At 71.6% G+C, this 20,050-nt stretch carries 14 protein-coding genes; 6 read left to right on the top strand and 8 right to left on the bottom strand.

All coding sequences use genetic code 11. The features are described 5' to 3' along the window. Positions 1-14: 14 nt before the first annotated feature. On the top strand, positions 15-1,187 hold the full coding sequence (locus Q7L65_RS06490) for an L-rhamnose isomerase (RefSeq protein ID WP_304719585.1): 1,173 nt from the start codon (positions 15-17) through the stop codon (positions 1,185-1,187). A 4-nt stretch (positions 1,188-1,191) separates the two neighbouring features. After that, positions 1,192-2,754: an aldehyde dehydrogenase family protein gene (locus Q7L65_RS06485; RefSeq protein WP_304719583.1), complete on the top strand. Its 1,563-nt coding sequence runs from the start codon at positions 1,192-1,194 to the stop codon at positions 2,752-2,754. Between the two features lie 83 nt (positions 2,755-2,837). On the opposite strand, the gene Q7L65_RS06480 is transcribed toward Q7L65_RS06485, so the two are convergent. The 3 genes from Q7L65_RS06480 to Q7L65_RS06470 form a co-directional block, all read right to left on the bottom strand. Beyond that, on the bottom strand, positions 2,838-4,406 hold the full coding sequence (locus Q7L65_RS06480; protein ID WP_304719582.1) for an acyl-CoA carboxylase subunit beta: 1,569 nt from the start codon (positions 4,404-4,406) through the stop codon (positions 2,838-2,840). Positions 4,407-4,471: 65 nt separating this feature from the next. After that, positions 4,472-4,966, bottom strand: coding sequence for a DUF2269 family protein (locus tag Q7L65_RS06475; RefSeq protein WP_304719581.1), 495 nt, complete (start codon positions 4,964-4,966; stop codon positions 4,472-4,474). Between the two features lie 34 nt (positions 4,967-5,000). Further along, complete coding sequence (locus tag Q7L65_RS06470) at positions 5,001-7,994, bottom strand: hypothetical protein (protein WP_304719579.1); 2,994 nt, start codon at positions 7,992-7,994, stop codon at positions 5,001-5,003. A 215-nt stretch (positions 7,995-8,209) separates the two neighbouring features. On the opposite strand from Q7L65_RS06470, the gene Q7L65_RS06465 reads away from it, so the two are divergent. Beyond that, a complete protein-coding gene (locus Q7L65_RS06465) occupies positions 8,210-10,192 on the top strand; it encodes a metallophosphoesterase (protein WP_304719578.1) in 1,983 nt (660 codons plus the stop codon). Positions 10,193-10,235: 43 nt separating this feature from the next. Here the strand turns inward: Q7L65_RS06465 and Q7L65_RS06460 are convergent, their stop codons facing one another. Beyond that, positions 10,236-11,849, bottom strand: coding sequence for a methylmalonyl-CoA mutase (locus Q7L65_RS06460; protein WP_304719576.1), 1,614 nt, complete (start codon positions 11,847-11,849; stop codon positions 10,236-10,238). Positions 11,850-11,914: 65 nt separating this feature from the next. On the opposite strand from Q7L65_RS06460, the gene Q7L65_RS06455 reads away from it, so the two are divergent. After that, a complete protein-coding gene (locus Q7L65_RS06455) occupies positions 11,915-12,616 on the top strand; it encodes a molybdenum cofactor biosynthesis protein MoaE (RefSeq protein ID WP_304719574.1) in 702 nt (233 codons plus the stop codon). A gap of 175 nt (positions 12,617-12,791) precedes the next feature. Here Q7L65_RS06455 and Q7L65_RS06450 read toward each other — a convergent pair whose 3' ends face one another. Together Q7L65_RS06450 and Q7L65_RS06445 are read right to left on the bottom strand one after the other, a co-directional pair. Next, complete coding sequence (locus tag Q7L65_RS06450) at positions 12,792-13,637, bottom strand: TenA family protein (RefSeq protein WP_370552529.1); 846 nt, start codon at positions 13,635-13,637, stop codon at positions 12,792-12,794. A gap of 86 nt (positions 13,638-13,723) precedes the next feature. Beyond that, the gene (locus Q7L65_RS06445; protein WP_304719570.1) at positions 13,724-14,260 is read right to left on the bottom strand and encodes a ferritin; all 537 of its coding nucleotides are present in this window, start codon (positions 14,258-14,260) and stop codon (positions 13,724-13,726) included. 114 nt (positions 14,261-14,374) lie between these two features. Here Q7L65_RS06445 and Q7L65_RS06440 point away from each other — a divergent pair, with 114 nt between their 5' ends. Both Q7L65_RS06440 and Q7L65_RS06435 read left to right on the top strand, forming a co-directional pair. After that, positions 14,375-15,322: a UDP-glucuronic acid decarboxylase family protein gene (locus tag Q7L65_RS06440; protein WP_304719568.1), complete on the top strand. Its 948-nt coding sequence runs from the start codon at positions 14,375-14,377 to the stop codon at positions 15,320-15,322. A 56-nt stretch (positions 15,323-15,378) separates the two neighbouring features. After that, complete coding sequence (locus Q7L65_RS06435) at positions 15,379-16,908, top strand: sugar transferase (RefSeq protein WP_304719566.1); 1,530 nt, start codon at positions 15,379-15,381, stop codon at positions 16,906-16,908. Between the two features lie 123 nt (positions 16,909-17,031). Here Q7L65_RS06435 and Q7L65_RS06430 read toward each other — a convergent pair whose 3' ends face one another. Next, on the bottom strand, positions 17,032-19,245 hold the full coding sequence (locus Q7L65_RS06430) for an O-antigen ligase family protein (protein WP_304719564.1): 2,214 nt from the start codon (positions 19,243-19,245) through the stop codon (positions 17,032-17,034). Further along, on the bottom strand, positions 19,220-19,897 hold the full coding sequence (locus tag Q7L65_RS06425) for a hypothetical protein (protein ID WP_304719562.1): 678 nt from the start codon (positions 19,895-19,897) through the stop codon (positions 19,220-19,222). The genes Q7L65_RS06430 and Q7L65_RS06425 overlap by 26 nt, the downstream gene beginning before the upstream one ends. Between the last annotated feature and the right edge of the window lie 153 nt (positions 19,898-20,050).

Genomic DNA, 20,050 nt, shown 5'->3' with positions numbered 1-20,050 from the left:
CAGGAGCTGAACCAATGGACATGGACACCACCGCGCAGTTCGCCGCCGTCGAGCCGCTGCTCGACGAGCTGGAGGTCGTCACGGCCTCGTGGGCGTTCGGCAACGCCGGCACGCGCTTCAACGTCGTGCAGCATCCAGGCTGTCCCCGCAACGTGTGGGAGAAGCTCGACGACGCCGCGACCGTGCACGAGCTGACGGCGGCCGCCGGCAGCGTCGCGCTGATCGTCCCCTGGGACGTCGTGCCCGATCCGCAGCAGCTGGTCGACGGGCTGCGGCAGCGCAACCTGAAGCCCGGCCCGATCCGCACCAACCTGTTCCAGGACGACGACTACATGCTCGGCACGCTCTGCCACCCCGAGCAGCGCGTGCGCGACAAGGCGATCGCGCACATCCGCGCATGCGTCGAGCTGGCGCAGGCGGTCGGCTCCGAGACCGTCGGCATCTGGCTGCCCGACGGCACCAACTATCCCGGCCAGGACTCGATCGTCGAGCGCAAGCGGCGCCTGGAGGCCTCGCTGGACGAGGTCCACGACTTCTTCCCCGACGAGATCACGCTGCTGCTGGAGTACAAGTTCTTCGAGCCCGCTTTCTACTGGACCGACCTGCCCGACTGGGGCACGTCGCTGATGCACTGCGAGCGGCTCGGCGACAACGCGAAGGTGCTGGTCGACATGGGCCACCACGCCGCGCACACGAACGTCGAGGGCGTTGTCGCGCAGCTGCTCGACGTCGGGCGCCTCGGCGGCTTCGACTTCAACAACCGCGCCTACGCCGACGACGACCTGATCGTCGGCTCGGTCGATCCGTTCGAGCTGTTCCTCGTACTCGACCAGCTGGTGATCGGCTGGGACAGGGCCCGCGACGTCGTGCTCGCGCTCGATCAGAACCACAACATCGAGGAGAAGATCCCCGCCGTCGTGCGCTCGGTGCTCAACATCCAGGAGGCGGCGGCGAAGGCGGCGCTCGTCGACCGCGCGGCGCTCGCCGCGGCGCAGGCGGCCGGGGACGTGATGGGCGGCCACGAGGTGATGCTCGACGCATACAGCACCGACGTGCGTCCGCTGCTGGCGAGATGGCGTGCGCAGCACGGCGCCCCCGAGCAGCCGCTCAAGACCTATCGCGACAGCGGCCGTCGCGAGGCGCTGATCGCCGAGCGCGGCAGCGCCGGCGACGGCGGCTGGGGCTGAGCGCGTGGAGGCCTCCGCGATCACGACCTTCCGCGCCGTCGACCCGTGCAGCGGAGCGACGCTGGAGCCGGCCTTCGCCGACGCCCAGCCGGCGGCTGTCGAGGCCGCCGCGCGCCGCGCCGGCTGCGCCTTCGCCGCCGAGTGGACGGCGCGCACGTTCTCCGACGCCGCGCTGCTGCGCGCGATCGCCGACGGGATCGAGGCATCCGCGCAGGCGCTGCGCGCATGCGCGCAGGCCGAGACGGGCCTGCCCGAGCCCCGTCTGAGCGGTGAGCTCGCGCGCACCACCGGGCAGCTGCGTGCCTTCGCCGACGTCGCCGAGCGCGGCGACCTGCTCGATCCGATCATCGACACGGCCGTTGCGGGCGCGACCCCGCCCAAGCCCGACCAGCGGCGCGCGAACGTGCCGATCGGGCCGGTCGCCGTCTTCGCCGCGAGCAACTTCCCGTTCGCCTTCAGCGTCGCGGGCGGCGACACCGCGGCCGCGCTCGCGGCCGGCTGCCCGGTCGTGCTGAAGGCCCATCCCGCGCATCCGCGCACGTCGGACCTGACGGCGGCGATCGTCGCGGAGGCGGTCGCCGCCGTGGGTGCGCCGCAGGCGTGGTTCCAGCTCCTGCACGGCAGCACGCCCGCGGTCGGGCAGGCGCTCGCGCAGGCGTCGGCGATCGAGGCGATCGCCTTCACCGGCTCGACCGGCGCCGGCACGGCGCTCGCCCGCGCCGCCGCGCTGCGCGACCGCCCGGTCCCCGTCTTCGCCGAGATGGGCTCCGCGAATCCGCTGCTGGTCACGCCGGCCGCGGCGGCCGCGCGCGGCGCGGAGATCGCCGCCGGGCTGGCGGCCGCGATCACCGGCTCGGCCGGGCAGCTGTGCACCAAGCCGGGCCTGATCGCGCTCGTCGACGACGCGGCCGGACGCGCGCTCGTCGAGGCGCTGTCGCAGCGGCTTGCCGCCGCCGACGTGCTCCCGATGCTGACGCCGCGGCTGCGCGACGGCTTCGCCGCCGCCGCGACGCTGGCGCTCGGCGACGAGCGCGTCACCGCGCGCGTGCGACCCGCTGCCGATGCCCGCCCCGGCGCGTGGCAGGCGCCGCTGCTGGGCGAGCTGCGCGCCGCGGCGCTGGAGCCCGGCGACGTCCTGCTGGAGGAGCTGTTCGGCCCCGGCGCGCTCGTGCTCTGGTGCGCGGACGCGGCTGAGCTGGAGCTGCTCGCGGGCGAGCGTTTGCCGGCGGCGCTGACCGGGACCGTCCACGGCGACGGCGAGGATCCGCTCGTGCAGCGGCTGCTGCGCCAGCTCGCCGCGCGCGTGGGACGCGTGATCGTCAACGGCTATCCGACCGGCGTGGCCGTCGGCTGGGCGACGGTTCACGGCGGGCCGTTCCCGGCGACCAGCGCGCCGGCGACGACCTCGGTCGGGATGACGGCCGCGTTGCGCTTCATGCGCCCGGTCGGCTACCAGTCGCTGCCCGACGCGCTGCTGCCGCCGGCCCTGCGCGACGCGAACCCGCTCGGGCTCGTGCGGCGGGTGGACGGCGTACTGGGCGCCGGCCCCGTCACGCGCGCAGCCTGAGCGCCGCCTGAGCGCCCGCGCCGCTGCGCGCGCTCCCCCTGCCGGCGCGTGGCGCGAGCGCGCCGGCAGGGTGGCGGGCCCGCTCAGAGCGGGATGTTGCCGTGCTTGCGCTGCGGACCGGGCTCGCGCTTGGTCTGCAGCGTGTGCAGCGCGGCGATCAGCTTCGGCCGCGTCTCGTGCGGGATGATCACGTCGTCGATGTAGCCGCGCTCGGCCGCGACGTACGGGTTCGCGAAGCGCGCCTTGTAGTCGTCCATCAGCTTTCTGCGGCGCTCGTCCGGCGTCGGGCTGCCGGCGATGTCGCGCCGGTAGATGATGTTGACCGCGCCCTCCGGGCCCATCACGGCGACCTCCGCCTGCGGCCAGGCGAAGTTGAAGTCCGCGCCGAGGTGCTTTGACGCCATCACGTCGTAGGCGCCGCCGTAGGCCTTGCGCGTGATGACGGTGATCTTCGGCACGGTCGCCTCGGCGTAGGCGTACAGCAGCTTGGCGCCGTGGCGGATGATCCCGCCCCACTCCTGCGCGGTGCCGGGCAGGAAGCCGGGCACGTCGCAGAGCGTGAGGATCGGGATGTTGAACGCGTCGCAGGTGCGCACGAAGCGCGCGGCCTTCTCCGACGCGGCGATGTCGAGCACGCCGGCCAGCGACGCCGGCTGGTTGCCGACGATCCCGACGGGGAAGCCGTCCAGGCGCGCGAGGCCGCAGATGATGTTGGTCGCGAAGTGCTCGTGGACCTCGAGGAACTCGCCGTCGTCGACGATCAGCCTGACGACGTTGCGCATGTCGTAGGGCTTGTTCGGCGCGTCCGGGACGACGCTGTCCAGCTCCTCGTCCATCCGCAACGGGTCGTCGCTCGGCTGCACGCGCGGCGGCAGCTCGAGGTTGTTGCTCGGCAGGAACGAGAAGAGGTAGCGCGCGTCCTCCAGGCAGGCGTCCTCGTCGTCGGAGGCGAAGTGCGCCACGCCCGACTTCGAGTTGTGCGTCATCGCGCCGCCGAGCTCCTCGAACGTCGGCTCCTCACCAGTGACGGTCTTGATCACGTCAGGACCGGTGATGAACATGTGAGAGGTCTCTCTCACCATGAAGATGAAGTCGGTTATCGCCGGCGAGTAGACCGCGCCGCCCGCGCACGGGCCCATGATCAGCGAGATCTGCGGGATCACGCCGGAGCAGCGGACGTTGCGCAGGAACACGTCGCCGTAGCCGCCGAGCGAGACGACGCCCTCCTGGATCCGCGCGCCGCCGGAGTCGTTGATGCCGATCACGGGCGCGCCGATCTTCGCGGCGAGGTCCATCACCTTCACCATCTTCTCCGCCATCACCTCGCCGAGCGAGCCGCCGACGACGGTGAAGTCCTGGCTGAAGACGCAGACCGTGCGGCCGTCGATTCTGCCGTGACCGGTGACGACGGCGTCGCCCCACGGTCTGTTCTTCTGCATCTCGAAGTCGTAGGTGCGGTGGCGCACGAACGTGTCCAACTCCTGGAAGGAGCCGGGGTCGAGCAGCTTCTCGATCCGCTCGCGAGCGGTGTACTTGCCCTTCGCGTGTTGCTTCTCGACCGCGGCGGCAGAGGCGGAGTGAATCGCCTCCTCGCGGAGCTCGTTGAGCTGGCCGAGCTTCTCTTCGAACGTCTCTGGAGCCTTTTGGCGCATAGCGGCGGCGGATGCTATCGACCCGCCGCTCCAACGCTCCCCGATCGGGGAGCGCCGCCGAGCGCTCAGACGCCCGGCTTGACGACCATCAGGAAGACGGCGATCACGACCAGCAGCGAGGCGAGCCCGCCGAAGATCGCGCGCTGTCTGGCGAGCTGCTCGTACTCGGCGCTCAGCGTGACGCCGCCGGAGCCCTGCACGTCGAGCGCGGCCCGGTCGCGCATTCTGCGCGCGTTCGGGATCAGGAAGCCGTGCTCCAGACCCAGCAGCACGACGACGATCGCCAGCGCGGCGCTCCACCAGCCGCTGGAGAAGTCGCTCCAGCGGTCGCTGACCAGGTAGATGCCGGCGACCAGCAGCAGGATCGCCGCGGGCGTGACGATTCTGCGGCCGACCTGGATCTGCGCCTCGTGGTAGGTCGCCAGCGAGCGCGGGTCGCGCGTGCGCACGACGCTGTCGATCACCGGGTAGGCGAACGTCACGCCGAACGCGACGATCGCCGACACGATGTGGACGAAGAGGACGATCGCGTAGAAGTCGAGATGGCCGGGTGCAGTCATCTTCCAGACGCTACCCGACCATCCCGACGCACGCTCAGCGCAGCGTCACGCGCACCGACTGCGACGCCTTCGCTCTGTTGGTCTGGCGCGTCACGACGCGGACCGAGACGCGCGCTCTCCTCGACGCGAGCCGTCCCGCGACTCTTCTGCTCGCGCCGATCTTCGTGAGCTTCAGCGTCACCGCTCTGGCGCCGCCTTTGGGCAGCTTGACGCTGACGTTGCGGCCTCTGATCCGCAGCGCTCTTCTGCCAGCTCTCTTGCCGCCGGCCTTCGCCGAGACGCCCGCTCTGGCGAGCGTGAAGCCTCTCGGCAGCGCGACCGCGTAGGTCGCGATCGGCTTGGCGCCGCTCGGCAGCGTCGTCTTGATCGACAGCGTCCCAGCGCCTCTGCGGAAGCGCAGCGACGCGGTCGAGCGCGGCCGCGTGCAGCCCTCGGGGATCAGTCTCGGGCTCTGCGCCGCGGTCTTGCCGTTCTGGCCGGCGAACGTCGAGACCAGTCTCGGCCCGGCGCAGATGTCGCCGACGGTCGTCAGCACGCCCTCCGGTCCCCCTCTGAACTTCAGCTCGAAGCTCGACAGGGCAAGGTCGGGGATCGTGCCGAACGTCGTCACGACGAGGCCCTTTCTGATCGTGACGATGCCCTCCAGGTCGAGGTTCACCTCGCCGCGCAGCTCCACCATCAGCTTCGGCAGCCCGCCGCTCGCCACTCTCACGAGGTACGTGTTGCCGGTCAGCGGTCTGGAGATCAGCGGGCTGACGGCCTTCGCGGTCGCGACGATCGTGCGCGTCGCGCATCTTCTCGCCAGGTAGGCCGCGGGATCGCACGCCGCTCTGAGCGTCGGCAGGTTCGTCGCGACCGCTCTCGGCAGCGTCACGACCGCCTGCTTCATCGCCGCCTCGCCGGCTCTCTGCGTGATCGTCGTCGTGAACTGCGGCTGCTTGCCGACGGTCGTCAGCCCTCTGCCGCCGATCACGCCTCTGATCCGCGGGGTGAACGGGAGTCTGTCGCAGCCCGTGAACTCGAGCGAGCTGGCCGCCGTCGCGGGCGTGCCGCCGCCGAGCGGCTGGAACGTGCCGCCGGTCGGCTTGACGCCGCAGTTGGACGGGTTGCGCATGAAGCCGTCGCGGTCGACGTTGACGGTCAGTCTGCGGATCGCGAGCGGGATGCCGAGTTGCAGCGCCGGGATCGCGTCGCTGATGACGTGCAGCGCGCCGTCGTTGGTGAGCGTCAGCCGCTGCTTGACGATCACCGTGCCGGCGTCGACCGGCCCGAGTCTCGCGGGCACGACGACGACCAGGCCGGCCGGGTCGCCGGCTGCCTGCGGCTCGGTCAGGTAGATCGAGCCGGGCAGCGTCGGCGGCTCGCTGCCGGAGCCGACGACCGACGCCACGCCGCCGATCCGGCTCGACGCCTCGCAGTTGCCGGCGGCGGCGTTCACGAGCGAGCACTTCGTCAGGCCCGGCAGCGCGAGCGCTCCGATCAGGCCGGGCGGCAGGTCGAAGGAGACGCTGCCGACGGGGGTCGTTCTGTCGGGCCGGTCGAACGAGAGCGAGAAGCCGGTGCTCGCGCCGCCCTGCGGGTTGGAGACCGTCGTGCCCATCGAGGGGGTGAAGGCCGGTGCGCAGTTGCCGTCGGTTCTGAACGAGCCGGTCGGTCTCACGTCCGCGCCGCCCGACCACGGTCCGACGATCGCCTGCGAGACGTTCTCACCGCAGGTCGTCGGTGTCACGAGCGCCGATCTGGGGCCGCCGTTGAACGTCAGTCTGAAGTCGGTGAAGGCGATCTGCGGCAGGTCGCTGAACCTGGTCGTCACCTGACCGGTCGTGAAGTCCGGGTTCACCGTCGCGGAGACCTTGATGTGCGCGCCGAACAGCGGCACGTCGAGGAACAGCCGCAGACGATCGGTCGGCGTCTGCGTGCCGAAGTAGACCTTGCCGGGGAACGCGCCGAGGATCGGCGAGACGAACTCGATGCTGCCGACCTCCGAGGAGGCCGGGCAGTTCGCGGCGACCGCCGTGTTCGACTGCTGGAAGCCGGCGTCGGTGCAGGCGTCGAGGCCCGCGGCCAGCGACGCGTTCAGGAGCACGCCGGGCGGCGCTATGACCGTCGTGCCCTTCACGTGCGAGGTCGCGCGCGGGATGTCCTGGTCGGTCGGCTTGACGTCGAAGCTGATCGCGGAGGTCGAGTCCGGTGTCGCCGGGTCCGCGGTCGTCGTGAGGGTCGCGCCGAACGGGACGCCGGCGCAGTCGGTCGGCGTGTAGGTGCCGCTGCTGGCGCTGGTCGCGCCGGCGTGCGAGGTCGCGCTGACGTTGATCGTCGCCGGGAGGCAGGAGGTCGGGTTGGTGAAGAACGATCTCTGCGTCGGCGTGTAGCCGTAGAGGATCTGCGTGATCGCGTCGATGTGGAGCGCGAACCCGGACGCCTCGTCCGGCAGCCCGTCGAGCGTCGCGGTCAGCCCGAGCGTCGCCGGGTCGACGGTGATCGGCGAGACGAGCTTGGTCCGCTGCAGGCCGGAGATCGGCGGGTCGATGTCGATGCCGAGGGCCGCCGGGACTCTCGTCGGATCGGGGGAGGCGATGCGGTAGATCGTGCCTCTGAGGGTGAGCGGCGTCCCGACCGGGATTCTCAGCAGCGGGATCTCGACGAGCAGCGTCACTCTCGTCGCGGTGGCGCCGACGATCGAGTCGGGACAGCTCGTCGCCGTCTGCGTCGTCGCGTCCCAGCTGTCGCAGACCGGCACGTGGTTGATGAACGACACGATTCCCGGCGCGAGGTCGAGTCTCAGCCCCGCGACGCTGTCGTTCCCGTCTCTGGCGAAGGTGAGGTTGATCGCCATGTCCGGGTGCGCCGCGGCGGCCGTCGGGTCTCTCAGGACCGGATCGCCGGGGACCGGGCTGCCCTGCGACGGCGCGCTCGCGACAGGATCGACGCTGTCGAGCGAGAAGGCCTGTGCGCTGGCCGTGAGCGCGCACGACGAGATCAGGACGGCGAGCGCTGCCAACAGCGCCCGCGGGGGGACGAGCTTCATTTCTCACCTCTCCTTGCGACGGTGCTGCAACGGATCTTCCGTACCGCTCCCGATGCATGCCCGCGAGAATCGAGTGGCAAACACGTGCGTTTCAGGGCGTGTCTCTAGGAAGTTCGACGAGAGTCGATGCAACTTCACACCCCAGTAACGATCGCCGACGCCGAATTCAGTGAGGTGCTGCTGTCAGGCCCACCGATTGAACGGAATATCTCCTCATGAGTCGTACCTCCTCTGGCCGGTTCGCCGGCCTGGCGGCTGCCGCTGCGCTGGCGGCGGCCGGGCTCGCCCCGGCGTCACCCGCGAGCGCCGCGATCACGCAGGCCCACCTCGCCTTCACCGGTGACACCAGCACGACGATGACGGTCACCTTCAAGGAAGACGCCGCCGTCTCCGGCACGACCGCGCTCGCCTACGCGCGCCCGGTCGGCGGCAGCGACGGTGCCGCCGCCTGCGCCGTCTCGCCGGCTCCCGCCGACTGCCTCCAGATCCCCCTGCAGCGCACCGACGCGCAGGGCAGACAGGGCGTCGACCCGACGTACACGTTCTTCACCGGCACGTTCAGAGACCTCACTCCGGGCGCCAGATATGACTGGTTCGTCAGCGACAGCGTCACGCCGGCCGGCGTCACGCCCGGCACCTTCGAGACCGCCAAGGGCGGCGACAAGGTCTACACCGCCGCGACGTACGGCGAGGTCCACACCGACGACGGCGACGACGTCCCCGCGTTCGGTGCCAACGGCCCCGGCGACTACTCCGTCCAGGGCGTCGTCGGCCTCAGCTTCGCCGACAGAGTCGTCTGGAACCAGGACACGCGCCCCGCGTTCGTCGTCTCCTCCGGCGACAACATGAACGACGGCACGATGGAGGTCAGATGGAACGACCTGCTCGCCGGCGCTCCTGACAGCCCCGCCGGTGCCGGCAGAACGCTCGACACGACGTTCATCAGAACGTTCGTCGGCAGCGTCCCGTTCATGTCCGCGCTCGGCGACCACGAGTACAAGAACACCCCGACGCCCGGCACGGCCTCGCCGCTGTACTACGCGCACCTGCCCAACCCGGCCAACGGTCCGTCCGGGCAGGAGAACCGCTCCTACTCCTACGACTACAACGGCGTCCACTGGACCGTCCTGGAGGCCAGCCCCGGCCTGCCGCCGTCGGCCGCGCCCGAGTACTGGGCGCACGAGCTGCAGTGGCTCGACGCGGATCTCGCGTCGGCCGTCAGACGCACGCGCTTCCAGGTCGTCGTGATGCACCAGCCGCCGTTCCACTCCAAGACGAGCCGCGTCTACCCGGAGTACGCCGATCCGGAGTTCCGCGACGACATCCTCCCGCTGATGGACAAGTACGGGGTCGAAGTCGTCGTCTCCGGCCACGACGCGCACAACGTCCGCAGCCATCCGCTCGTCGGCACGCCGACGCCGGACTGGACCGAGGGGCAGCCGAGAGTCTCGCCGGAGCTGGTCGCGCCGGGGCATGGCACGACGTACCTGGAGCAGTCGACGACCGGCAAGAACTACGACGGCCTGCTCGACCGCGAGCCGTGGGTCGCCTGGTCGCAGACGCAGGAGACGATGCCGGCGGTGCTGCTGTTCACGTTCGGCGCCAGAACGATCAGCGCGAAGTTCGTCCGCACGGATGCGCTCGACCCGGTCACCCATCAGCCGCTGTACGGCGGCGGGCTGGTCGACAGCTTCACGATCCCGCAGGTGCCGGTGCCCGGCAGCGACGAGCCGGCCACCGGTCCGGCCGGTCCGAAGGGCGATACGGGCGACAGCGGTCCGAAGGGTGACAAGGGCGACAAGGGCGACGTCGGCTCGACCGGCCCGGTCGGTCCCGTCGGTCCGGTCGGTCCGCTCGGCCCCGTCGGTCCGCTCGGCCCCAAGGGCGACGCCGGTGCCAGAGGCGCCAGAGGCGCGACCGGCCCGAAGGGCGCGCCCGGCCGTGACGCGAAGATCACGTGCAAGCTCAGAGTCGCGCCGGGTCGCGGCGGCCAGAAGGTCGCGTGCAAGGTGACGCTGGCGAACAAGGCCTCGCGCAGCGCGGTCACGCACGCCACAGCGCGCCTCGTGCGCAACGGCCGCACGTTCGCGAGCGGCAACGTCGCGCACCTCAGCGGTCACCGCGTCACGCGCGGCCGCTACACGCTGCGCGCGAAGGTCGGCCGCAACGTGCTGACGTTCCCCGTCCGCGTGCGCTGAGCCGCGCTGCTTGGTCCGGCGCCGCCAGGGGGCGGCGCCGGACCTACAGCTGCGGCTGGTAGGTCCCGAAGACGTCGCGCATCGCGCCGCAGACCTCGCCCATCGAGCAGCGGTCCTTGAGCGCCGCGCGGATCGGCGGCAGCAGGTTCTCGTCGCCGCGCGCGGCGACGCGCAGCTGCTCCAGGCGGCGCGCGGCCAGCTCCTGGTCGCGGTCGGCCTTGAACGCCTTCAGCCGCTGCACCTGCGCGCGCTCGGTCGCCGGATCGACGCGCAGCAGGTCCTGCACCTCGAGCGCCTCGTCGACGTACTTGTTGACACCCACGACGACGTCCTGGCCCTGCGCGTAGCGCTCCTGGTAGCCCCAGGCCGACTCCTCGATCTCGTTCTTGATGAACGCGATCGCCTCGACCGAGCCGCCCAGCTCGTCGACCTTCGCGATCAGCTCGCTCGCGCGCGTCTCGATCTCGGCCGTCAGCGCCTCGACGAAGTAGGAGCCGGCGAACGGGTCGACGGTGTCGGTCGCGCCCGACTCGTGGCCGATGATCTGCTGCGTGCGCAGCGCGATCTTCGCGGCCCGCTCGGTCGGCAGCGCCAGCGCCTCGTCGAAGCCGTTGGTGTGCAGCGACTGGGTTCCGCCGCAGACCGCGGCGAAGCCCTGCAGCGCGACGCGCACGATGTTGTTCTCCGGCTGCTGCGCGGTCAGCGTGACGCCGCCCGTCTGCGTGTGGAAGCGCAGCTTGAGCGACTTCTCGTCCTTGGCGCCGAAGCGCTCGCGCATGATCTGCGCCCACATCTTGCGGGCGGCGCGGAACTTCGCGACCTCCTGGAAGACGTTGTTGTGGCCGTTGAAGAAGAACGCGAGGCGCGGCGCGAAGTCGTCGACGGCGAGGCCGGCGTCGATCGCGGCTTGCACGTACGCGATCCCGCTGGAGAGCGTGAACGCGACCTCCTGCACCGCCGAGCAGCCCTTCTCGCGGAAGTGGTAGCCGGAGATCGAGACCGTGTTCCATCTCGGAACGTGCTCTCTGCAGTAGGCGAACAGGTCGGTCGTCAGCCGCATCGAGCCGGCGGGCGGGTAGATGAAGTTCCCGCGCGCGATGTACTCCTTGAGGATGTCGTTCTGGACCGTGCCGCGCAGTTGCTGCGACGCGACGCCCTGCTCCTCGCCGACGAGCTGGTAGAGCAGCAGCAGCACGCTCGCGGGCGCGTTGATCGTCATCGACGTCGAGACTCTGTCCAGCGGGATCCCGTCGAACGCCGTGCGCATGTCGTCGATCGTGTCGATCGCGACGCCCGTGCGGCCGACCTCGCCCAGACAGCGCGGGTCGTCGGAGTCGAGCCCGAGCTGGGTCGGCAGGTCGAAGGCCATCGAGAGGCCGGTCGAGCCGTTGGCGAGCAGGTACTTGTAGCGCTCGTTGGACTCTCTCGCGGACGCGTAGCCGGCGTACTGGCGCATCGTCCAGAGCCGCTTGCGGTACATCTCCGCGTGCACGCCGCGCGTGTAGGGAAAGTCGCCCGGCTCGCCGAGCTGCAGCTGCTCCGGGACGTCGCGCTCGTCGTAGCGCTGCTTGACCTCGATGCCGGAGTCGGTGAAGTGGCGCGGATCGTCCGGGCCGACGATCGGTGCGATGAAGCGGTGGTCCTCGGTCACGCTCATCGCCTGAGGGTACTTCGCGCTTGGGGAAAAGAGCCCCGATCTGACAGGGCGCGTACGCTTGGCCGATGCAGGTACGGATCCGACTGTTCGCGATGCTGCGCGAGCGCGCCGGCACGAGCGAGCTGGAGCTCGAGCTGCCCGACGGCGCACGCGTCCGCGACGCCCTCGCGGCGCCGGCCGTCGCCGCACTCGCCGACGGCCTCTCGCTCGTGCTGGCGGTCAACCGCGAGTACGCCGACGAGGACGTCGCGCTGTCGCCGGGCGACGAGCTGGCGCTGGTGCCGCCGGTGTCCGGCGGGGCGCCCGCGGCGGACGCACCTGGTGACGACGTCGTCGCCGCCGCCGCACCGGGCGACCAGCACGTGCGGATCACCGACGCTCCGCTGTCGCTCGACGCGCTCGTCGAGCGCGTGAGAGATACGCGCGCGGGTGCCGTCGTGACCTTCTCCGGCGTCACGCGCGACGTGCCGTCGCTCGTCTACGAGGCGTACGCCGAGATGGCGCTGGGGCAGATGGAGGCGATCGTGCGCGAGGCGATCGAGCGCCACGGCCTCTGCGCCGCCGCCGCCGAGCACCGCATCGGCACGGTCCCGCTGTCGGAGCCGTCGGTCCTCGTCGCCGTCTCCGCCCCGCATCGCCCCGAGGCCTTCCAGGGCGCCCGCGAGATCATCGACCGCATCAAGGCCGCCGCGCCGATCTGGAAGCAGGAGGTCGAAGAGGGCGGCGCCGCGACCTGGGTGCAAGGCACCATCCCGCCGGTCGGCTGAGCCTCGACCACGGGCAGTCCACATGCCTTGGTCAGGAGCACCTGTCTACCCAAGGATCTTTGGTCAGCAGCGGTCACACGGCGGCGACCATATGCCTGTTGTGGCGGGGATTGCGGGATCGGGCGAGATCGCGCGAGAGGTTGCGAAGGGGTGTGGAAGTCGTTGCGAAGCGGGGCTACGCCGGCGCAGGCTCCAGCCGCCAGGCGGCGTCCCAGAAGGCCAGCTCATGGCGGCTGCAGGTGGTGAAGGCGGCGTGCAGGCGGGCGCGGGTGGGGGCGTCGGCGGTGGCACCGAGGCGGTCCATCAGCTCGCGGCACCACGTCGCCAGTGCCTGGAACTCGGGATCGGCGTAGGTCGCGATCCAGCGGGCGTAGGGATTCGCCGGGCCGGCCGGGGACGCGGATGCGGCGGGGGACGCGGCCGCGCCGGGCGAGGCGGCCGCGACAGGCGAGGCGGGCGCGCCGGGCGAAACGACCGCGACAGGCGAGGCGGGCGCGCCGGGCAAGGCGGCCGTGCCGGGCGAAACGACCGCGCCGGCCTGCGCCGCCGCCAGCCGCTCGCCGACCTCGGCGTAGCCCCACATGCACGGCAGCAGCGCCGCGACCAGCTCGGCGAAGTCGCCGAGGGCGGCGGTGCGCAGGAGGAAGTCGACGTAGGCGCGCGTCGTCGGCGTCGCGGGCTCGGCCTCCAGCGCTGCGGGGACGATGCCCCAGTCGGCGGCGAACGCACGGTGGAGATCCATCTCGGTCACGAGGATCGCCTGCGTCAGCTCGGCGAAGCTGCGCATCGTCGCCAGCTCCGGCGCTCGCGCGCAGGCGAGCGCCAGCAGGCGGCCGTAGTCGACGAGGTAGACGTAGTCCTGTCGCACGAAGTGCTGGAAACGCTCGCGCGACAGCGACCCGTCGCCGATCCCGCGCACGAACGGATGCGCATGCTGCGCCTCCCACACCTCCGCGGCGGCGGCGCGCAGCTCGTCGCTGAACGCCGTGGCGGCGCCGCGCGCGCCAGCGGCGACCTCCATGGAGGCCGCGCCGCTCGCGCCCGCGGCGTCCCCCGTGGAAGTCGCGCCGCCCGCGGCCCGCTCGTCGTCCATGCCGGCGCGCTCGCTCAGAGCGCGCCGCCGGCCGCGCCCGGCGCGGTCGGGTCGCTGTCGCCCGCGTTGCCGGGGTGCTCGCGCACGAGGTAGTCCTCGATGTGCATCGGCGTGTCAGCGGAGCGCTCGACGACCTTCAGCAGGTCCGACATCGAGGCGACCTCCTCGACCTGCTCCTTCAGGAACCACTGCATGAACTGCTCGCTCTGGAAGTCGCCCTCCTCGCGCGCGACGCCGACGAGCGCGGCGATCTGGTCGCTGACGCGCTTCTCCTGCTCCAGCGACAGCGCGACCGGCGCGACGATGTCGGCGAACGTCGTCTCCGGCGCCTTGACGCCCGGGACCGTCACGTCGGCGTCCGCGTCGAGCAGGTACTGGACCATCATCATCGCGTGATTGCGCTCCTCGAGCGCCTGCGTGTAGAAGAAGGCGGCAAGCCGCGGCAGCGTCTCGGCGTCGTAGTAGACGGCGACCGCGATGTACTGCTGCGAGGCGGCGAACTCGTAGGCGATCTGCTCGTTGAGACGCTCGACGAAGCGGGTGGCGGGCATGGGGCTCCTGGGAAGACGGGTTCGCTCGGAAAGGCCCTGCAACAAGGGCTGCACGCGATCGTAGAGGACCCGCCAGTCCGCAAACATGCCGGTTGCAGGGCTATCCTCCCGCGGATGGCTACCTGTCTGGTGACCGGAGGCGCGGGCTTCCTTGGATCGCACTTGTGCGATGAGCTGCTGCGCCGAGGGCACCGCGTGATCTGCGTCGACAACCTGGAGACGGGCTCGCTGGCGAACATCCATCACATTCGCCGGCCGGAGTTCGTCCATCTCAACATCGACATCATCACGCCGTACTTCGTCGATGAGCCGGTCGATTTCGTGTACCACCTCGCCTCCCCGGCCTCGCCGATCGACTACCTGCGGTTGCCGCTGCACACGCTGAAGGTCGGCTCGCACGGCACGCACCACACGCTCGGGCTGGCGAAGAAGCACCGCGCGCGCTTCCTGATCGCCTCCACCAGCGAGGTCTACGGCGATCCGCAGGAGCACCCGCAGAGAGAGACCTACTGGGGTCATGTCAACCCGATCGGCCCGCGCGGCGTCTACGACGAGGCGAAGCGCTACGCCGAGGCGCTGACGATGGCGTACCACCGCCAGCAGGGCGTCGACACCGCGATCATGCGGATCTTCAACACGTACGGCCCGCGGATGCGCCCGCACGACGGCCGCGCGATCCCGACGTTCCTGCGCCAGGCGCTGCAGGATCAGCCGATCACGGTCTTCGGCGACGGCTCGCAGACGCGCAGCTTCTGCTTCGTCTCCGACCTCATACGCGGCATGATCGCGCTCGCCGAGTCCGACATCCACCACCCGGTCAACATCGGCAACCCGAGAGAGTTCACGCTGCTGGAGCTGGCCGAGGCGGTCATCGAGATCACCAAGTCGCGCTCGCAGATCGTGCACGAGCAGCTGCCGACCGACGACCCGCAGGTGCGTCGTCCGGACATCACGCTGGCACGCGAGCTGCTCGGCTGGGAGCCGCAGGTCGAGCTGCGCGAAGGGCTGCGCCGCACGATCGAGGACGCGGGCGTGGAGGCGCTCGTGGGGGCGCCGACCTGACGCATGTGACGAAAGGCCGGAACTCCTCGCGTTCCGGGCCGTTGCAGAAGGAGGCCATGCAACGTGTGATGAACGGCGCGCTTGACGTCGATGAGCAGCAAGCCGACGGGGTGATCGCCGCCCTGTCCGACAGAGACGTACGCCGCAAGCGTCCGCCGGTCCTGTCGTTCCTGCTGCGGCTCGTGACGTTGCGCAAGCTGCTGCGGATCGCGACGCTGCTCGCGCTCGACTTCGCCGGCGTCTGGCTCGCGCTCTTCACCGCCCTGCTGCTGAAGGCGCTGATCAAGGGCGAGTTCACGATCTCCTCCGGCGCCGACCTCGCGTTCGGGCAGACGCAGGACTACCTCGCGTTCGCCTACCTCGTGACGGTGCTGCTGTTCGCGCGCTCGGACCTCTACTCCGACCGCCCGCGGCGCCCCGGTCTGACGCGGATCGTCACGTCGCTGTTCCAGGTCACGATCGTGGCGCTGATCTTCGCCGTCGCCAGCGGCCAGGAGTTCACCAGCTACTACATCTTCTACGCGTCGCTGGGCTTCTCGATCCTCTACGTCGCCTCGTTCCGTTGGATCCACACGTTCGTGACGGGCAGGCTGCTGACGCTCGCCGGCTACTCGCGCCGCACGCTGCTGGTCGGCAGCGGCAAGCACATCGACCAGGTCGCGCACGCGCTGACCGCCTCGCCCAGCCGCGAGGTCGAGATGGTCGGCTACATCTCGCTGACGCCGCGCCCGGACAACGGGCTGCGCTCGCTCGGCGCGCTCGCCGACCTCGGCGAGGTGCTGGCGCGCGACCGCGTGCAGGAGGTGATCATCGCCGACCCCGACTTCCCGCAGGCGCTCGCCGTCGAGCTGGTCGACCAGTGCCACCGCCGCGGCGTCGAGGTGCACGTCGCGCCGTCGACGATGGAGATCCTCGTCCAGCGCGCCGAGTTCATGCCGGGCCAGTCGGTCCCGCTCTTCACGCTCAAGCCGCCGGTCTTCGACGGGATCGACTTCGCCGTCAAGCGCACGTTCGACCTCGTCGGCGCGCTGCTGCTGCTGGCGCTGCTGTCGCCGCTGCTGCTGGCGCTCTCGCTCGCCGTCAAGCTGACCTCGCGCGGCCCGGTCCTCTACCGCTCGGCGCGCCCCGGGATCGGCGGGATGCCGTTCGACTGCTTCAAGTTCCGCACGATGCGCGACGACGCCGGCGTCAGCGAGGAGGAGCTGGAGCAGCTCAACGAGGCCGACGGCGCGCTCTTCAAGATCCGCGACGACCCGCGCGTGACGTCGGTCGGCAGGCTGCTGCGCCGCTTCTCGCTCGACGAGCTGCCGCAGCTCGTCAACGTCGTGCGCGGCGAGATGTCGCTGGTCGGGCCGCGGCCGCTGCCGCTGCGCGACTTCGAGCGGCTGGAGGAGTGGCACAAGAAGCGCTACCTCGTGCTGCCGGGGATCACCGGCCTGTGGCAGGTCTCGGGCCGCTCCGAGCTGGACTTCGACGACCTCGTGCGGCTCGACTTCCTCTACCTCGAGCGCTGGTCGGTCGCGCTCGATCTCGTGATCCTGCTGAAGACGCTGCCCGCCGTCGTGATGCGGCGCGGCGCCTTCTAGCTTCTCGGCCCCGGCCGTCCGTCCGCCAGCGCCGCAGCCGCTACCAGCACGCGTCCGACGGAGATCAGCTCGGAGCCGTCGGCGCAGCCGGCCGACCAGCGGCGAGCGGCTTGAGCGGGGCGGTCAGGGCGTCGGCGTGGCGGGCGGCGTCGTCGTTCCCAGCGCGACGCCGGCTCTCGCCTGCGCCTCGGCCAGCGCCGCTCTCGTCGAGGGCGAGAACGGGTCGAGGAAGACAGCTGCCGCATAGGCGCTGAGCGCGCCTCTGAGGTCGTTCAGCGCAAGTTCCTCGGAACCGAGCCGCAGCCAGGCCTCGGGATTCGCCTGCTGCAGCTCGACCGCCTGCTGCAGCGTTCTGAGCGCCTCCCGCGGTCTGCCCGACTGGTCCTGCGCGTCGGCGATCGTGAACAGCGGCTCGACCGACAGCGGGTTGGCGTCGGCCGCGTCGCGCCCCTTCGCGATCGCCTGCGGCAGTCTGCCGGCGTCGAGCAGCGTCTGTGCGTCCGCGTTGAGGTTCGCGGAGCGCTGCGGCTGCCAGATCGTCCAGGCGCCCGCCAGTCCGACGAGCACGATCGCGCCGGCGAACGCCAGCGCGGTCGGCGCGCTCTTCAGCGGCCGCGGGACGCGGCCGCGCGCGGGCGGCTCGGCGAGCGGGCCGCGGCCGGCGACCCAGCCGGCGCAGATCAGGCCCGTGACCGCGGTGCCGGGGATGAACCAGGTCCAGTCGACGGCGGAGTGCAGGCCGAACGCGACCGCGGTCAGCGCGAGCGTGACGAGGCCGATCCGCTCGGGCGTCCACTCGACCGGCTCGCGCCGCGGGACGGGCGTGCGCAGGTCGCGCGCGCGGGCGGCGGCGACGGCCCAAGCGCCGATGCGATGGCGGGGCTTCAGCGCGGTCGCGCGCGCGACCGCGACCAGCCACGCGACCAGCAGCAGCAGGTTCACGAGCAGGCCCGCGAGGCCGAGGTCGGCGAGCGTCTGCGGGATGTAGCCGTGCGCGTGGCCGGCGCGCAGCTTGTCCGTCTGCAACGCGCGGCGAGCGGAGTCGAAGCCGTCGGCGCCGACGCCCGCCCAGCGCGTGCGGTCGTCCCACTTCCACAGTCTGAAGGCGTCGTCCCAATATCTGGCGCGCACGCCGCCGGCGGACGTGAAGCGGCTCGGGTCGTTGCCCGGCTGTGCGGCGTTGGGATCGGTCAGCTCGTGCCAGCGGTCGGAGATCGTGCCGGGCAGGCCGCGGTCGGAGACGGCGAGCTTGCCGGCCGCCGCGAGCGGGACCAGCGCGAGCAGCACCAGCAGCGTCGCGCCGACGGCCTGGCGGCGCTGCTGCGGCCACTGCCCCTTCTCGGTCGCGAAGGCGAGCGCGAGGCCGGCGCCGGCCGTCACGATCAGAACCGCGACCAGCAGCAGCCCGAGCTCGTGTCCGCCGTCGGCGCGCACGTCGAGCGGCACGCCGTCTCTCGACAGGCTGTCGTTGCCGAACGACCACAGGCCGACGACCGCGGTGCCGGCGCCGGCGGCCAGCAGCATCGCGGCGCCGCGCAGTCGCAGCGGCACGATCGCGAACCACAGCGCGATCACGATCACCGTCACCAGCAGCGCGCCGCGGCTGTAGGCGAGCAGCATCGCGGTCAGCAGCAGCGTCAGCGCGGGGACCGACAGCGCGCGCAGCGCGGCGTGGCCGTCGCGGCGCGCGCCGACCCACAGCGTCCCGGGGATCCCCAGCACGGCCATCAGCCCGACCGCGTTCCAGTAGTCGAACGGCGAACGCAGCCGCGCGGTGCCTGTGTCGATCCCCTCCAGCGACGGGAAGACCTTCACCAGCAGCGCGTAGCCGGACAGCACCAGCGCCGCCAGCACGACACCGCCGAGGACCGCCGCCCAGCGCTCGGAGGCGATCCGCACGAGCGCGGCCGCGCCGGCGAACGCGGCCAGATAGGAGAGCGTCAGGTTCGCCGCCAGCCACGACTCCGACGGCGCGACCGACCAGGCGATCGAGATCGCCGTCAACGCCGTCAGCGCGCCGAACAGCAGCAGCGTGACGCCGCCCCACAGCCGCCGCCCGGGCGGCGACAGGACCGCGGCGAGCGCGACGGCAGCGGTGCCGAGCAGCGTCAGCGCGATCTCGGGGCCGGTCGTCGAGTCGAGCGCGCCGCCGCCGCCGACGACGAAGCCGATCGCGATCAGCAGCGCGGCGAGCGCGATCGTCACGGGCGGGTCGGGGTGCGCGGCGAGGCGCGCGCGCAGGCCGCCGCGCGCACGGCTCGGCGCGCCGGCACCCGAGGGCGCCGGCGGGGTCAGCTGCGAAGCGTCGTTCTCAGCCGCGTCTGCGAGCGAGGACACGTCGCCCGATCGTCGGTGCGGCAACGCCGATGGCGCCGGCCGCGAGCAGCACGAGGAAGGCGATCAGCGGCGTCGGAAGCGCGCGCGCCTCGGGGTCGGCGGTGGCGCCGAAGCCGGGCGTGATCGTCGCGCCGGCGAGTTCCACGGGTGCGGCTCTGCCGGCCCGCTGCGTCGTCGGCGCGGGTGTCGTGGGAGCGGGCGTCGAGCCGTCCGCGGTGCCGCTGGGGGCGTCGGTGGCGCCGCCGCCCGTCCTGCCGGCGCCGCCGCTGGCGGCGGTGGCGCTGTCGACGGCGCCGCCGGTCGTGCCGCCGCTGCTGGTGGCGCCGGCGCCGGAGTCGACACCGCCGCCGCCGCCATCGCTCGTGTCGCTGCCGTTGCCGCCACCGCCGCTGGTGTCGTTCGTTCTCGGTCTCGCACGCAGCGCCGCTTCGATCGCGTCGTAGCAGCCGGTGTACTCGGCGATGTCGCCTCTGACCAGCTTTCTCGCGGCGCGCAGTTCGCTCTTGCTGTACGTGCCCTTCAGCAGGCCGGTGTCGGAGTTGGAGCAGTCTCTGATGATCGCGTCGCCGCTGGCCGCGCTCGCGGGCGCAGCGGCGACCGTGCCGAGGACGGCGACGAGGAGGAGTGCGAGAAGAGTGTTCGGCTTGCTCATGGGTGACAGGGCCCTTCGCGGCCGTGGATGTTCAACGCTACCAAGGGGTCGGGCGGGATCCGCCCACGGTCGCGTCGTCGTTGAAGGCCTCAACGGGCCGTCTGCGCCGAAGTTGCGGGGTTGCGGTTCGGGGAGTCTCCGCAAAACGGGGCG

The sequence above is a fragment of the Conexibacter sp. CPCC 206217 genome (genome assembly GCF_030646165.1).
Taxonomy (GTDB): domain Bacteria; phylum Actinomycetota; class Thermoleophilia; order Solirubrobacterales; family Solirubrobacteraceae; genus Conexibacter.
This window is presented reverse-complemented; position numbering and strand designations above follow the sequence as displayed.

Excerpts from the sequence above, each read along its gene's own strand:
- Q7L65_RS06470 (WP_304719579.1), bottom strand. The coding sequence starts at position 7,994 with ATGAAGCTCGTCCCCCCGCGGGCGCTGTTGGCAGCGCTCGCCGTCCTG.
- Q7L65_RS06450 (WP_370552529.1), bottom strand. The coding sequence starts at position 13,637 with ATGGAGGTCGCCGCTGGCGCGCGCGGCGCCGCCACGGCGTTCAGCGAC.
- Q7L65_RS06465 (WP_304719578.1), top strand. The coding sequence starts at position 8,210 with ATGAGTCGTACCTCCTCTGGCCGGTTCGCCGGCCTGGCGGCTGCCGCT.
- Q7L65_RS06435 (WP_304719566.1), top strand. The coding sequence starts at position 15,379 with ATGCAACGTGTGATGAACGGCGCGCTTGACGTCGATGAGCAGCAAGCC.
- Q7L65_RS06445 (WP_304719570.1), bottom strand. The coding sequence starts at position 14,260 with ATGCCCGCCACCCGCTTCGTCGAGCGTCTCAACGAGCAGATCGCCTAC.
- Q7L65_RS06460 (WP_304719576.1), bottom strand. The coding sequence starts at position 11,849 with ATGAGCGTGACCGAGGACCACCGCTTCATCGCACCGATCGTCGGCCCG.
- Q7L65_RS06480 (WP_304719582.1), bottom strand. The coding sequence starts at position 4,406 with ATGCGCCAAAAGGCTCCAGAGACGTTCGAAGAGAAGCTCGGCCAGCTC.
- Q7L65_RS06475 (WP_304719581.1), bottom strand. The coding sequence starts at position 4,966 with ATGACTGCACCCGGCCATCTCGACTTCTACGCGATCGTCCTCTTCGTC.
- Q7L65_RS06425 (WP_304719562.1), bottom strand. The coding sequence starts at position 19,897 with ATGAGCAAGCCGAACACTCTTCTCGCACTCCTCCTCGTCGCCGTCCTC.
- Q7L65_RS06455 (WP_304719574.1), top strand. The coding sequence starts at position 11,915 with ATGCAGGTACGGATCCGACTGTTCGCGATGCTGCGCGAGCGCGCCGGC.
- Q7L65_RS06440 (WP_304719568.1), top strand. The coding sequence starts at position 14,375 with ATGGCTACCTGTCTGGTGACCGGAGGCGCGGGCTTCCTTGGATCGCAC.
- Q7L65_RS06490 (WP_304719585.1), top strand. The coding sequence starts at position 15 with ATGGACATGGACACCACCGCGCAGTTCGCCGCCGTCGAGCCGCTGCTC.